The 13245-nt window shown below is 48.0% G+C and carries 15 protein-coding genes; 9 read left to right on the plus strand and 6 right to left on the minus strand.

What is annotated here, in order from left to right; translation table 11 throughout:
• Positions 1-49: 49 nt before the first annotated feature.
• The 5 genes from ruvC to H7F15_RS13155 all read left to right on the plus strand — a co-directional run bounded on the left by ruvC (position 50) and on the right by H7F15_RS13155 (position 4668).
• Positions 50-622: a crossover junction endodeoxyribonuclease RuvC gene (gene ruvC, locus H7F15_RS13135; RefSeq protein WP_185197442.1), complete on the plus strand. Its 573-nt coding sequence runs from the start codon at positions 50-52 to the stop codon at positions 620-622.
• 878 nt (positions 623-1500) lie between these two features.
• Entirely contained in the window at positions 1501-2316 is an 816-nt protein-coding gene (locus H7F15_RS13140) for an ABC transporter permease (RefSeq protein ID WP_185197443.1), read from the plus strand.
• Between the two features lie 12 nt (positions 2317-2328).
• Positions 2329-3102, plus strand: a complete 774-nt coding sequence (locus tag H7F15_RS13145) for an ABC transporter ATP-binding protein (RefSeq protein ID WP_185197444.1) — start codon at positions 2329-2331, stop codon at positions 3100-3102.
• Between the two features lie 5 nt (positions 3103-3107).
• Positions 3108-4106, plus strand: coding sequence for an MlaD family protein (locus tag H7F15_RS13150; protein ID WP_185197445.1), 999 nt, complete (start codon positions 3108-3110; stop codon positions 4104-4106).
• Between the two features lie 379 nt (positions 4107-4485).
• A complete protein-coding gene (locus H7F15_RS13155) occupies positions 4486-4668 on the plus strand; it encodes a hypothetical protein (RefSeq protein WP_185197446.1) in 183 nt (60 codons plus the stop codon).
• Between the two features lie 293 nt (positions 4669-4961).
• On the opposite strand, the gene H7F15_RS13160 is transcribed toward H7F15_RS13155, so the two are convergent.
• The 6 genes from H7F15_RS13160 to rsmA all read right to left on the minus strand — a co-directional run bounded on the left by H7F15_RS13160 (position 4962) and on the right by rsmA (position 9767).
• The gene (locus H7F15_RS13160; protein WP_185197447.1) at positions 4962-5360 is read right to left on the minus strand and encodes an HIT family protein; all 399 of its coding nucleotides are present in this window, start codon (positions 5358-5360) and stop codon (positions 4962-4964) included.
• A 3-nt stretch (positions 5361-5363) separates the two neighbouring features.
• Entirely contained in the window at positions 5364-5837 is a 474-nt protein-coding gene (gene greA / locus H7F15_RS13165) for a transcription elongation factor GreA (RefSeq protein ID WP_185197448.1), read from the minus strand.
• Positions 5838-6098: 261 nt separating this feature from the next.
• Positions 6099-6530, minus strand: a complete 432-nt coding sequence (locus H7F15_RS13170) for a GNAT family N-acetyltransferase (RefSeq protein ID WP_185197449.1) — start codon at positions 6528-6530, stop codon at positions 6099-6101.
• A gap of 6 nt (positions 6531-6536) precedes the next feature.
• The gene (locus H7F15_RS13175; RefSeq protein WP_185197450.1) at positions 6537-7469 is read right to left on the minus strand and encodes an NAD(P)-dependent oxidoreductase; all 933 of its coding nucleotides are present in this window, start codon (positions 7467-7469) and stop codon (positions 6537-6539) included.
• A 161-nt stretch (positions 7470-7630) separates the two neighbouring features.
• On the minus strand, positions 7631-8983 hold the full coding sequence (gene mgtE, locus H7F15_RS13180) for a magnesium transporter (RefSeq protein WP_185197451.1): 1353 nt from the start codon (positions 8981-8983) through the stop codon (positions 7631-7633).
• Positions 8984-8987: 4 nt separating this feature from the next.
• Positions 8988-9767, minus strand: a complete 780-nt coding sequence (gene rsmA, locus H7F15_RS13185; protein WP_185197452.1) for a 16S rRNA (adenine(1518)-N(6)/adenine(1519)-N(6))-dimethyltransferase RsmA — start codon at positions 9765-9767, stop codon at positions 8988-8990.
• Between the two features lie 150 nt (positions 9768-9917).
• Here rsmA and H7F15_RS13190 point away from each other — a divergent pair, with 150 nt between their 5' ends.
• From H7F15_RS13190 to rpmF, 4 genes are all read left to right on the plus strand, one after another.
• A complete protein-coding gene (locus H7F15_RS13190; protein ID WP_185197453.1) occupies positions 9918-11351 on the plus strand; it encodes a M17 family metallopeptidase in 1434 nt (477 codons plus the stop codon).
• Positions 11352-11357: 6 nt separating this feature from the next.
• A complete protein-coding gene (gene pdxA / locus H7F15_RS13195; protein WP_185197454.1) occupies positions 11358-12380 on the plus strand; it encodes a 4-hydroxythreonine-4-phosphate dehydrogenase PdxA in 1023 nt (340 codons plus the stop codon).
• Between the two features lie 63 nt (positions 12381-12443).
• A complete protein-coding gene (locus H7F15_RS13200; protein WP_185197455.1) occupies positions 12444-12989 on the plus strand; it encodes a DUF177 domain-containing protein in 546 nt (181 codons plus the stop codon).
• Between the two features lie 51 nt (positions 12990-13040).
• Positions 13041-13238 (plus strand): 50S ribosomal protein L32, encoded by a 198-nt coding sequence (rpmF, locus tag H7F15_RS13205; RefSeq protein ID WP_163913685.1) that lies wholly within the window; start codon positions 13041-13043, stop codon positions 13236-13238.
• Positions 13239-13245: the final 7 nt, after the last annotated feature.

Here is a 13245-nt window from a genome sequence, read left to right on the forward strand (position 1 = left end):
CCTTCTGTTAGCAGCAATGTTCAAGATATTGTCTTATTTTTGTAGCCTTATGGTTTACTCTTCTGCGCTTCCGCCTAATAAATTAATTCTTGGCATCGACCCTGGCACCCAGGTTATGGGCTACGGACTTATCGAAGTTACCGGTTCCAAGGTAAAGGTAGTGCAGTACGGCGTTATTCACCTGAAAAGCTACAGCAACCACGCCATCAAGTTAAAGAAAATTTTCGACCGCATGATACAGCTCATTGACGAGTATTTGCCCGACGAGCTGGCCATCGAATCGCCTTTCTTTGGAGTGAACGTGCAAAGCATGCTTAAACTGGGTCGTGCCCAGGGTGTTGCCATTGCCGCCGCCCTTTCCCGCGACATACCATACGTGGAATACGCTCCCAAAAAAGTAAAGCAATCGGTTACCGGTAATGGTAATGCCTCTAAAGAGCAGGTGGCCGCCATGCTGGTTCAGATCCTGAAAATACAGCCTGACCCCAAAATGTTTGATGCCACCGATGCTTTGTCGGTCGCACTTTGCCACCATTACCAGAAAGGAAACAATGCCAAGTCGGGTGCTAAGTCCTGGAAAGGTTTTTTAACGGAGAATCCGGATCGTTTAGCTACGAAGTAGTTCGGTTAAATTTTAGACTCTCTTTGGTCATCCCGAGCGTTAGCCGAGGGATCTTATTTGTCCTAAAGTAACTACTGTCATTTCGAACACAGTGAGAAATCCATCTCAAACTAAAGTTGAATCTCAAAGGCTATAGTTCTATAGTTGGCTTTGCCTACTGCTGGAAACAAGCCTTCTATTTCATAGCCACTCTTCATCCAGGGAGCTTTAAGAGCCTATCGTGCCATAGTTTCCTTGGCTCCCTCTGTGGCCGGGAGGCCCCGTCTTCGGGCATCGCACTGCTGCCTTCTTGCTATCCTCGTCCCTCGGATTGCCTGCGGCACCGCAACAAGTCAAAGGCGCTCAACCCAAAGACTGATATCGGTTTGATAGCTAAAGCTTAAACTATAGTTATCTGGACTTGCTCTTCGTTAAGGCAGATCAGTTTTCCTCATGGTCGTATTTCCGTAGGGACAGGTCGCGACCTGTCCTTTTCACAGGCTGTAACTATAGAACTATAGCTGAAACTATAGTATTGGCTCAGAGTTCCCCTCCTTAGATAAGGAGGGGCAGGGGTGGTTTGATTACCGCAACTATAGAGATATAGTCTCAACTACACAAAAACCCAAATCCTGAAAATCCTCTAATCCTGCAAATCCTGATTCAGACAAAAAGCTGAGTAAAAAGAATTCTTAATTCTTAATTCTTAATTCACCTCTAAACTTTACTTCATCCGAAATACACTATATAAGCGCTGTTACGTTAGGCTTAAAAAAGCTTTTGGGTTACCTTTGCCTTTTAGTCGGGACTACGTATGAGGAGTTAATTATTGAACAAGGGTCCCTTATTCGCTTTTTTATAGTAAACTTGAGCAAAAATTGGCCGCAGCAAATTAGCTAATGGATTCCAGCAACAGAGAAAAAAACAATACACCTCGCCACAAATACTTTATTACCAAAAGGTTAGACCGCCTTTTCCTGGAGCTGTACCAGATATACGCTTTCGTTAGCCGCTTTTTCCGCGAAGTTTTTGTACCACCCTACGAAGGCCGCGAAATTATCAGGCAGTGCTACGAAGTCGGCGTTAAATCATTGCCGCTTATTTCCATTACAGCCTTTATCATCGGTATCGTTTTCACCAACCAGTCGCGCCCGTCGCTGTCTGAGTTTGGGGCTACGTCGTGGTTGCCGGCCCTAATTTCGGTAGCTATTGTGCGTGCCATGGGGCCGCTGGTTACCGCTATTATTGCTTCCGGAAAAGTCGGATCGAGTATCGGCGCTGAGCTCGGGTCTATGCGCGTAACCGAGCAGATCGACGCCATGGAGGTTTCAGCCACAAATCCGTATAAGTTCCTGGTAGTAAGCCGTGTGCTGGCCACCACACTTATGATTCCGGCACTTACCATGTACACCACGCTGGTGGCTCTGCTGGGCGGGTACCTGAACGTACATCAGAACGAGCTCACTACCCTGCAAACCTTTTTTACGCAGGTATTTGATGCCATTACGTTCCTGGACATTATTGCGTCGGCGGTAAAATCAGTGCTGTTTGGCTTCACGATCGGGATGGTAGGCTGCTACAAAGGCTATCATTCCTCCAAAGGAACCGAGGGCGTGGGCAAAGCGGCCAACTCCTCGGTAGTTACGGCCATGTTCCTGATCTTTATCGAAGAGCTGCTGACCATGCAGGTCATCAACGCGATCAGGGTGATGTAATTGCTTTTACAGATGAAGAAACCAAACTCTAAAATAGATTATAACGACAAGGTCATCACCATCAGGGGCTTAACAAAAGCGTTTGATGATTTTGAGGTTTTAAAGGGCGTGGACCTGGACTTGTACAAAGGCGAAAACCTGGTAGTTTTGGGCCGTTCCGGAACTGGTAAGTCAGTACTGATCAAGATCATATCCGGCCTTTTGCGCCCCGATAAAGGCATGGTGAATGTACTGGGCCAGGAAGTAGATAAACTGACACCAAAACAACTGGACGCGCTGCGTCTCAAGATAGGTTTTTCGTTCCAGAACAGTGCCCTGTACGATAGTATGACGGTGAAGGAAAACCTGGAGTTTCCGCTGATCCGCCACTCTAAAGACATGACTGCCCGCGACCGGTCGCGTATTATTGATGTAGTGCTGGAAGCAGTGGGGCTGGCGCAAACAGTGAACCAGATGCCTTCGGAGTTATCCGGTGGTCAGCGCAAGCGTATAGGTATTGCCCGTACCCTTATTCTGCGCCCCGAAATTATGCTCTACGACGAGCCGACGGCAGGTCTGGACCCGATCACCAGTCAGGACATCAACACCTTAATAAATGAAGTACAACGACGCTTTAACACGTCATCCATCATCATTACCCACGACCTGACCTGCGCCAAAGCCGTAGGCGACCGCATTGTGATGCTCCTCGACGGGCAGTTCCAGCGGCAGGGGTCTTTTGAGGAAGTGTTTGATACGGAAGATGAACGCGTAAAAGCTTTTTATAACTACAATTTTACTGAATAACGCACATGGCAGATAATAAACGCGCTATCATAGTAGGCATTTTTGTGCTCCTTGCCCTCATCATTCTGATAGCAGGTATTTTTACGTTAGGCGGTCAGCAGAAACGCTTTATCGATACGATTTCGGTAAGGTCGGTTTTTGATGATGTGGCAGGTCTGAAAGCAGGAAACAACGTCTGGTTTTCCGGGGTAAAAATTGGTACCATCAAGTCCATTCAGCTCTATGGCGATTCGCAGGTAGAAGTGATCATGAACATTGAGGAAAGCGCCCAACAGTACATCCGCAAAGATGCCGTGGCCCGCATCAGTTCCGAAAGCTTTATCGGTAACAAGAACATCATCATCGAGAGCGGCAGCCCGCAATCGCCACCTGTGGAGGACGGTGACAGAATTACCGGCGTAAACCCGCTGAACACCGACGACCTGATGGAAACGCTGCAGCAGAATAACAAAAACCTGGTAGCCATTACCGGCGATTTCAAGCAGCTCTCCACCAAGTTAGTGAACGGCGAAGGTACTGTGGGTGCCCTGCTCACCGATACCATGATGGCTGAGAACTTCAGAACGATTGTTGCCAACCTGCAGCGCATGTCGCAGAACACGATGCGTGCCTCAAACGACCTGAACCGCTTTACTTCGCAGCTTAATACGCCCGGCAGCCTGGCCTCCGAGCTCCTGACCGATACAACAGTCTTCAACCAGTTACAGGCATCAATGGCGCAACTCAGGGAGGCATCCACATCGGCAGCAGTCCTCACACAAAACCTGCAGCAGGCCAGCACCAACCTCAACGACAAGAACAGCGCCCTGGGCGTACTGCTAACTGATCCGGAATTTGCCCGCAACCTGCAGAACACCATGCAGAACCTGGAAACCAGCACCCAGAAATTTGACCAGAACATGGAAGCCCTGCAAAGCAATTTCCTGTTACGTGGGTTCTTTAAGAAACAGGCAAAAGAGCAGGAGAAGCTAAAGCAGCAACCAGCAGATACAACCAAACTATAGGTTACTTATTAATTTACTGAAAGCGCAGCTGGTTTAATCTTGCTGCGCTTTTTGTTTTTGAGGTAGTTTATAGTTTGTTTAAAAGCTGATGCTTGCGCAAGCATCTGCGTTCGTTCCTAAAAATTGCAGGGGCAGGTTTACAATTATAGTTCGGTAAGCTACAGTTTCCCAATTTGTCATGTCGAGCGCAGCCGAGACATCTTATGTGTCCTATAGTTTCTTTTCTGTCATTTCGAGTGTAGCGAGAAATCTATCTCAGACTATAGTTTGGGCTCAAAGGCTATAGTTCTATAGTTTATTTTGCCTACTATTCGAACCAAGCCGTTGTTTCATAGCCACTCTTCATCCTGGGAGCTCTAATCACCCATCGTTTTATAGCTTGTTTGGCTCCCTCCCGGGCCGGGAGGACCCGTCTTCGGGCATCGCGCTGCTTTCGCTTCCTTGGCTCCTGACGTCGCCATGCCTGACGGCACCGGAACCTCTCGAGGCGCTCAACCCAAAGACTGAAATCAATTCGATAGTTTATGCTCTTGCTATAGTTGATGTATTTGCTCTTAGCTAAAGCAGATCGGTTTTACTCGTGTTTGTAGTTTCGTAGGGACAGGTCGCGACCTGTCCGCTCTTGGTCTGTAACTATGAAACTATAGCTGGCAACTATAGCAAAGGCAGAGATTGTCCCCTTGAGGGGACTACAGGGGTGTTAAAGCAGCTACTATAAAATAATAGCTCAAACTATAGCAAAAGCTCAATCCTGAAAATCCCTTAATCCTGCAAATCCTGATTCAGACAGAAACAAAACAGCCGGAACGAAGGTGAACTTCTTTCCGGCTGTTGCAATGATTTCCTACTTGTGAACTACCCGTTGTAGGCGGATCTTATCTTTTCAAGGGTTTCTTCAAACTCCTGCTGGCTGAACTGCTTTTTGTTGGCAAAGTTCATGTCCTGCATGCTGTATAACGGAATAAGGTGCACATGGGCGTGCGGTACTTCCAGGCCAACTACGGCTACGCCAACGCGCTTGCAAGGCACGGCTTTTTCTATAGCTGCCGCTACTTTCTTGGCAAAAGCCATAAGGCCCAGGTACAATTCGTCGTCCAGATCAAAAATGTAGTCGATCTGCTGCTTCGGTATTACCAGGGTATGCCCTTTGGTGGTCGGGAACACATCCAGAAAAGCAAGGAAGCGGTCGTCTTCTGCAATTTTATAGGCAGGTATCTCGCCATTTACAATTTTGGTAAAAATCGAAGCTTCCATAGGTTATCGGCTGATGTCTAAAATCTCGAACTGCAGTTTTCCGGCCGGCACGGTTATCTCAGCAATCTCCCCTACCGATTTGCCCAACAGGCCCTTCCCGATCGGGGATTTAACAGAGATTTTACCGGATGCCAGGTCCGCTTCTTCTTCAGCTACTAAAGTATAGTCTACTACCATATTGTTCTTCAGGTTTTTGATCTTTACTTTAGACAGAATAAGGGCTTTGCTGCTGTCCAGGTTCGACTCGTCAATCAGGCGGGCGTTGCCTACCACTTCTTCCATTTTAGCGATCTTCAGTTCCAGGTGGCCCTGCGCATCTTTGGCAGCGTCATACTCGGCGTTCTCGCTCAGGTCGCCTTTATCGCGTGCTTCGGCAAGCTGACGCGCTACTTCCGAGCGGCCTTTTGTTTTCAGTTCGTGTAACTCTTCTTTCAGTTTCTGTAAACCTTCGGCGGTGTAATACGATACTTTGCTCATACTATTGTTCTTTTGTTTAAAACACAAAAACAAAGAGAACGGTTATGCTGATCATAACCGTTCTCTTTGCCAACTATGTAAATTATATTCGTTCTTTTCTCAGGGCAGTACCACCTGTAGCGGCAATGCGTGTTTTACCATATGCTGGTAATAAGGTTTTACAATAGGCAAGCAGCTATTCTGCTTACGTGCTGTTTAGGCAAATATAATAAATTTTTAATTACAAGCGTCTGCCCTGTAGTTTTTAAATTTTTACCGGAATTAAACCTGCCGGGTAAGCAAAAGCGTTTTGTGCGGGTAAACCTGGTTGCACCATTCCCACTTTTGCAACACTTTAGGCGGCACCCGGCCCGGGTCTGCAACAGGCTTAAAACCACAGCTTTCGTAAAAGTGCTGCAGGTGCTCAAACGGCAGGCAGAAAAGTGTTTTTCCTGTTACCTGTGCCACCAGAAAAGTAACTATAGTTCGGGCAACGCCAAACCGCCGGAAGCTCTCCGGCACATACATACCGCCCAGTTCCAGCGTGTTCTCATCTACCGTTACCAGCCGGCCCACGCCTGCTTTTTCACCGTTTGCTTCGGCAATCACGATCAGCTCATTGCTATAGTTTGATAACTGGAAATGAACCTGCTGATACTGCGCATTTACCCAGGCTATGTCGTCGGGCTGCGCTTTACGGATAGTAAGTATCACTATAGTTTATCGTTGGATCAGGGCTTCTATTTTCTGTACCAGCACCTCATTTATCTTCACATACGACTCGTGAGTCCAGCCGCCAATGTGTGGGGTGAGCACTACGTTTCGGGCCTTCGCCAGGTAACTATAGTTGGCCAGTTGCTCCTCGGTCAGGGTGTGCAGTCTTTCGTTTTCCAGCACATCCAGCGCAGCACCTTTTAGAGTTCCTTTCTGCAGGTGTTTTACCAAAGCTGTCTGGTCTACCACTTCGCCACGCGAGGTATTCAGGAACCAGACCGGCTTTTTAAAACCACTAAAAAAAGCGTCATCTGCAAAGTTATAGTTCTCCGGGATGTACGGAATATGGAAGCTCACTACATCAGCTTCAGCCTGTATCACTTGCATCGGCACCTGTTCGGCCGGCACCGTTACTTTTTCGGGGGCAAACTTATCGTAAGCTAAAATGCGGCAGCCAAAGCCCTGCAGCACGCGCGCAAAGCTCTGCCCCATGTTGCCGTAGCCAAATATACCGATGGTTTTGCCGCCTATCTCTTCGCCACGGTTCTCTTCGCGCAGCCACACTTTTTGGCGCACTTCGCGGTCGCCGCGGGCAATGTTGCGGGTAAGCGAAAGCAGCAACCCCAGCGTAAACTCCCCTACCGCCTGCCGGTTTCCTTCGTTGGCAGCCAGCAAAGCTACGCCGCGTTCCTCCAGTGCACCCGCATCTATGTTATCGACGCCAGCTCCGGCGCGGGCTACAAATTTCAGCTTATCGGCATATTTTATAGTTTCAGCCGTGATGCGCATTTTGCTCCGAACAATAAGCCCGTCAAAACCAGCCAATGCTTCGCACACCTCTATCGGTTTTATAGTTGGCCTGTAGTCCGCTTCCACCCCAATACGCTCCAGCATCGGGAAAATACTCGGGTGCATCTCGTCGATTATCAGGACACGCATAATAGTTAGAAAGTTTGGAAGTTAAAAAGTTAGAAAGTTGACTAAGAGTTTAGGAGTTACGAAAACCGCAACACTAAAAACGACCCGCGAACTATAGTTGTTCAGAAAAACGTAATTCGTAATTCGTAATTCGTAATTCGTAATTCGTAATTCGTAATTCTTTACAGATTATACAGCAAATGCGCTACGCCGAAGTAAATGGCAAGGCCAAGTAAGTCGTTAGCGGTTGTAATGAACGGACCTGCGGCAACAGCCGGGTTGATGCCAAATTTATCGAGTACCATCGGGGTTATCGTTCCCATCAGCGAGGCCAGCATCACCACCGAAAACAATGCTACCGAAACAACCAGAGAAAGTGTAAGGTCTTGCCAAGACAAGTAAGTAAATGCAAAAACAAGGCTCGAGATAATAAGCGCATTCAGCAGCGCTACCAAAATCAGCTTAAACATACGCTGTGCAAATTTATCAAACATCACAGCGTTTGAAGATAATGTCTGGATAATGATGGAAGAAGACTGAATACCTACGTTACCACCCGTTGCTGTAATAAGTGGTACAAACAGTGCCAGGGCCGGAAGTATGGCAATGTCCTTCTCGAACAATCCCATAAACTTTGCTGCCAGCAAGCCCCCGATCATACCGATGATCAGCCACGGAATTCGCGAGCGCGAAATACGGAACACGCTGTCATCTTCCTCTACGTTCTCGGTAATACCCGTCATGAGCTGACGGCTTAACTCGGCCTGCTCCTGCATTACGTCTACCACGTCGTCGATGGTAATGCGGCCGAGCAAACGGCCCTGTATGTTCACCACCGGGATAGCTTCCAGGTCGTACTTTCGCATCACGCTCACCACTTCGTTTTCGTCGCGAAACGACTCGATCGAGATCACATCAGTACTATAGATATCCTTTACCAGCACATCGTCTTTAGAGAGCAGCAGCGCTTTTACGCTTACGCGTCCCACCAGCACATCCTTATTATCTACCACATACACGGTATAGATGCGCTCCACATCTTCGGCCTGCCTGCGGATCTCTTCAATACACTGCCTTACGCGCCAGTTCAGGTTTACTTTTATAAGCTCTTTTGCCATCAGACCACCCGCGCAATCTTCTTCGTAGTGCAGCAGGTCCAGTATGTCTTCGGCTTTTTCTTCGTTCTCAATTAAGGCAATAACTTCCTCGCGCGTCTGCACCGATTGCTCGTTCAATATATCCACGGCATCATCCGAGTGCATCAGGTTGATGTAGCGGGCAATCTCAGAAGAAGTGAAATACTGCAGAAAATCGGTCCGGATGTCGTAGTCCAGGTCGCTCAGGATCTCAGCTCCCACCTCAGGCGGCAGCAGGTCCATCACGTACTTCGATTCATTGGCATCCAGTTCGTAGAGCACCGTCGTTATATCGGCCGGGTACATATCGGCCATCGTACTCAGTATAAATTCCGAGTCTTTACGTTCAATGGCTTCCTCTACCTGGTTGATATACTCTCTTGTGATCTCTACCTGCATACGCTTATTGGTTCAGCTCTACCAGCTGGGTTAGTTCTATAAAATCCTGCACCGACAATTGCTCGGCACGCTTATCAAAAACGGGTTGTGCCTGCACTTCGGGCGGCAAGTTATAACTTTTGAGACAGTTACGCAGCGTCTTTCTTCGTGTTCCGAAACTCAGTTTAACCACTTCAAAAAAGAGCTTCTCGTTACATGGCAATTCTTTCACCTCATTCCGGATCAGGCTGATGACACCAGACTTTACTTTTGGCGGCGGATGGAACACATGCTCGTGCACCGTGAAGTTATACTCTATTCTGTAAAAGGCCTGCAACAGCACGCTTAAAATGCCATAGGTTTTAGAGCCCGGAGGCGCTGCAATACGTTCGGCCACTTCCTTTTGTATCATGCACACCACTTCCGGCACTACATCGCGGTGCTCCAGCACTTTAAAAAATATCTGGCTCGATATATTATAAGGAAAGTTACCGATGATAGCAAACTTACCGGGGAACAGCTTGCTCAGGTCCGTTTTCAGGAAGTCGGCAGAGATAATACGATCCTGCAGTGCGGGAAAATGCTCTTTTAGATAAGCTATAGATTCACGGTCGATATCCACCACAGTGGTTCTGTATTCCTGGTGCTGCAGCAGGTACTGCGTGAGCACACCCATGCCCGGGCCAATTTCCAGCACATCCTGCACGCCCTCGGGCATGGTCAGCTGGTCCACAATCTTCTGGGCTATGTTCTGATCTACCAGGAAGTGCTGGCCTAAATGTTTCTTCGGACTTACTTTGCTCACGATGTATACTTTATAGTTTGCAGGGCAGTAATATACTTTTCACCTGAAACCCGTTATAACTTTATTGTGCGATAAACGGCTATGGCTGCTCTTTTTCGCATTACGTTTTATAGTTACTATATTTACAGCCTTCAAAGATACGAACGACAAATGCCAACACAACTTAAATACGACACAAGCTTTACTAAAAATACTGATCTGGCACTGATTATTGCCGCCAACAAGGTTAACGAGCTCACAGAACTGCAGCCGGAAGAGCAAAACTATGTGCAGCAACAGGTAGCGCAGGAAGCCAAATTCATCTACCTGAACCGCTATTCGCACCGCGTGTATATTGTTGTAAGCCCGGATGCCAAAACCGAAGACCAGAAAAACGAAACACTTCGCGTGGCCGGCCATAGTTTGCTGAAGCAGCTGAGAACCGATAAATCCGAAGCCGTAACTATAGTTGATAAGACAGGCACCGACGCGAGTTTATACCTGGCCGAAGGCATTTACCTGAGCAACTACCAGTACTTTAAGCACAAGACCAAAGACACCAAGGAAACTACGCTTAAAACTATAACTATAGCCGACGAAACTATAGGTGAGCAGAAAGTAGCGGAACTGGCCAACCTACTGGAAGCCGTATACAAAACCCGCAGCCTGATCAACGAGCCACACAGCCACCAGTCGGCACCGCAGTTCAGCGAGCAGCTAACAGAACTGGCCAACGAAGCTGGTTTCAGCATTGATGTGCTGGATGAACTGAAGATACAGTCTTTGAAAATGGGTGGCTTGCTGGCCGTGAACCAGGGCAGCGAAGAACCCGCTACTTTTAATATATTAGAGTGGAAACCGGAAAACGCTAAAAACAGCAAACCTTATGTGCTGGTAGGCAAGGGTGTGGTATACGATACCGGTGGTCTCAGCTTAAAACCAACGCCTATGTCGATGGACTACATGAAGTCTGATATGGCGGGTGCTGCTGCGGTTACAGGGGTGCTATACGCTGCTGCTAAAAACAACCTGCCACTGCACATTATAGGCCTGATTCCGGCTACCGATAACCGCCCGGGCGGACAGGCTGTTGCCCCTGGCGACGTAATTACCATGCACAACGGCATGACCGTGGAAGTACTGAACACCGACGCCGAAGGCCGCCTGATACTTGCCGATGCCCTGAGCTTTGCTAAAAAGTATGACCCGGAACTGGTAATTGATCTGGCAACCCTCACCGGTGCCGCACAACGCGCCCTGGGCAAAGAAGCGATTGCTGCCATGGGTACTGCCGGCGATGAGGTGATGAACGAACTGAAGAAAGTTGGTAACAAAGTGCATGAGCGCATCGTGGATTTCCCGCTTTACCCGGAGTATGGTAAGCAACTGGAATCTGATATTGCCGACCTGAAAAACATTGGCGGAGCCGAAGCAGGCCACATCACCGCCGGTAAGTTCCTGGAAGCTTTTACCGATTACCCGTGGGTGCACTTTGATATTGCCGGTACCGCTTACCTGCACGCCGAAGACGCTTACCGCGGAAAACTGGCAACAGGTACAGGCGTACGCTTAGTGTATAACTTCCTTTGCACGAAGGCTAACTAACAGAAAATGGACAACAGATTTAAAGCCCGATTAGGCTTAACTATAGGCGACACCAACGGCATCGGTCCGGAAGTGATCATCAAAACCTTGTCAGACCAGCGTATCCTTAACTATTGTACGCCTGTTATCTATGCGTCTGCCAATGTGCTTAATAAGGTGCGTAAGGCGCTGAGTGCCGAGCATTTTCATTACCAGCAGGTATCCTCCATACAGGCTATAGTTCCTAAAAAGGTTAACCTGATCACCTGCCTCGACGAGAACCTGGAAGTAAACCTGGGCAACCCGACGCCGGAATCCGGAAAAGCATCGCTAGACTCCTTAATGGCAGCCTGCCAGGACCTGAAAGCCGGATTGCTGGATGGCATTGTGACAGCACCGATCGATAAGGAGAACATCCAGACAGACGAGTTTAAATTCCCGGGCCATACCGAGTTCCTGACCTCTTATTTTGATGCGCCGGAAAGCCTGATGCTGCTTGTGAGCGGCGACCTGCGGGTGGCAACTATAACCGGCCACATGCCTGTAAAGGAAGTAGCCGGCAAACTTAATTTCAACCTCATCATCCGGAAGGTAACGATCCTGTTAGAATCGCTGCGCAGGGATTTTGGTATCCTGAAACCACGTATTGCTTTGCTGGGCCTGAACCCACACGCCGGCGAAAACGGATTACTGGGCACCGAAGAACTGGAAATAATTCGCCCGGCAGTGATGCACCTGAAAGAGAAAGGCCACCTGGTATTTGGCCCCTACCCTGCCGATGGCTTTTTTGGCAAGCAACTATACAAGCAGGTAGATGCCGTTGTATCAATGTACCACGACCAGGGACTGATACCATTTAAAACACTGGCATTTGAGAGCGGCGTGAACTTTACGGCCGGTCTGCCAATCGTTCGCACCTCACCGGACCATGGTACAGCCTATGATATTGCCAGCAAACATACGGCAAGCGAAACCTCTTTCAGAGAAGCATTGTTTCTGGCCTGCGATGTAATAAAAAAGAGAACTGCAGAACAAATGCCTGTTGTTTAACGAACAGGTATTTTATTTCTCAGAATAATGTTCTAATTTTGCAACTTGCAATAAAAAACGGTAGTGAAGAAGCTAAAAGAATACGAGATCAACATTGCCAAACTCAGCAATAAAACGCACCAGTACGAGTTTGACATGGACGATTCATTCTTTGACCTTTTCAGCGGAGAGATCATCCATGGCGGCAAACTGCACGCCGATGTAGAACTGGAGAAGACCGAAAGCCTGCTGACACTGCATTTTGATATTAAAGGTACCGTACGCATTACCTGCGACAGAAGCCTGGAAGAGTTTGATCAGCCGGTAGATGTGCAGGAAACGTTCCGCATGAAGTTTGGTCCGGAAGATAAGGAACTGGACGAAGACCTGTGGCAGATAGCGTTCGAGACGCAGCAGATAAACGTAGCGCAGCACCTGTATGATTACATCGGGTTGTCGCTGCCAATGAAAAAGCTGCACCCGCGGTTCCTGGAAGAAGACGATGAAGAAAGCGATGACGACATCCTGATCTACTCTTCTAAAAACACCGGCGACGCAGATGCCGACAGCGATGATGACGATGATAACGACATTGATCCGCGCTGGGACGCACTGAAGAACCTGAATTAGTAGTAGCTTAACGAATCATAAACAACAGTAAATAAATTATTTAACTAAAAAATGGCACATCCTAAACGTAAGATTTCGAAGACCAGAAGAGATAAGAGAAGAACTCATTATAAACTTTCTGAGAAAGCCATTGCGATCTGCCCGACTACAGATACTCCGCACCTGTTTCACCACGCTTATGTAGTGGAAGGCGACCTGTATCACAAAGGCAAACTGGCAATCAAAAATTATACAACTAACGCCCAGTAAGCATTAG

Origin of the sequence: Pontibacter sp. Tf4, from assembly GCF_014212495.1 — a bacterium.
Classification (GTDB): domain Bacteria; phylum Bacteroidota; class Bacteroidia; order Cytophagales; family Hymenobacteraceae; genus Pontibacter.